Here is a 521-nt window from a genome sequence, read left to right as displayed (position 1 = left end):
CGCTCGGCGACGGTGCGCCCCCGGTCGTCGGTGAAGAAACGCAGACAACACAGCGCGGTCAGGACACCGCCCCACATGAGCCCTTCATAGAGCGGCCACTGGTAGTAGGTGCCGGGATTGACCGACAGCGCCCGAATCGCGCCGGGGTAGGTGAAGAGCCCCATCGGCATGAGGAACAGACCCTCGATGACGAAATCGAAGACGAAGGTCCAGGCGATCACCACGCCGATCAAGCCGAAGGTGTTGATGTTGGGCCAGCGCTGCTTGGCTTTGCGCATCACCCAGCAGCCGAGCATCGTGCAGAGCAGGACGAAGAAGTAGCCCGGGGCATTCATCAGGAACGGCTCGGCCATCATCGCGCCCGGTTTCCCGAACGACACCCAACCCGGAATGTCCTGGACCCACGAGCCCCGGTTCCACATCCAGGTGTTGTACGTGCTCCACGTGTTGAAGTAGTTCAGCAGCGGATCCTGAAAGAACAGCAGACCGCAGGAGATCAGCAGCATCCCGTCCAGGGTGAT

The 521-nt window shown here is 61.8% G+C and carries 1 protein-coding gene; it reads right to left on the bottom strand.

All coding sequences use genetic code 11. The features are described from left to right. Window positions 1-521: spirocyclase AveC family protein (locus tag A5624_RS22520; RefSeq protein WP_156749141.1), on the bottom strand; the 521-nt coding region annotated here is incomplete at both ends.

The sequence above is a fragment of the Mycobacterium sp. 1482292.6 genome (assembly GCF_001672995.1).
In the GTDB taxonomy this organism is placed as follows: domain Bacteria; phylum Actinomycetota; class Actinomycetes; order Mycobacteriales; family Mycobacteriaceae; genus Mycobacterium; species Mycobacterium europaeum_A.
Note: the sequence above shows the minus strand (reverse complement) of the source record. Positions and strands in the feature narration are given on the sequence as shown.